Origin of the sequence: Ruminococcus callidus ATCC 27760 (genome assembly GCF_000468015.1) — a bacterium.
Classification (GTDB): domain Bacteria; phylum Bacillota; class Clostridia; order Oscillospirales; family Ruminococcaceae; genus Ruminococcus_C; species Ruminococcus_C callidus.
In genome coordinates this window covers 1-476 of record NZ_KI260317.1, presented here as the reverse complement: position 1 = coordinate 476, position 476 = coordinate 1, and the positions used below count along the sequence as shown (strand labels likewise).

Annotated in this window: 1 pseudogene; it reads right to left on the bottom strand. The window is 46.8% G+C overall.

What is annotated here, in order from left to right:
- A pseudogene (locus RUMCAL_RS02660) lies at positions 1 to 256 on the bottom strand (ParB/Srx family N-terminal domain-containing protein); the annotation flags it as partial.
- Positions 257 to 476: the final 220 nt, after the last annotated feature.

Below are 476 nucleotides of genomic sequence, written 5' to 3'. Positions count from 1 at the left end.
AGCCTGCATCCAATGCCATCCGGTTGTCAGCAAGAATATACGCTTTCTTCTGTGCTTCGGTCAGATGGTCGGCATACACACAGGGTACTTCTGCAATACCTTCTTCTTTTGCGGCTTCAATTCTGCCGTGACCGGCGAGGACGTTATATGCCTTGTCGATAATGACGGGATTGACAAATCCAAACTCACGCAGAGAAGAGCGAAGCTTCAGGATCTGTTCCTTGTTGTGCGTTCTGGCGTTGTTGGCATAAGGCACTAACTTGTTGATGTCAACAAGCTGAAATTCTTTGGTTGTGGTCATGCTCCATTCCTCCGCTTCAAAACTTTCTGTAAACCTTTTCTGGCATCCAGCACTTTTCCGCTGACTGCCTGTCCCTTAATGGTTCTGTATTGCTGTTTGGTCATCTTCTGGCGATTGGCTTTCAGATCTCGCCAGAACTGAGTATCTGCTTTCATGTATTTCTCACTTTCTGCTG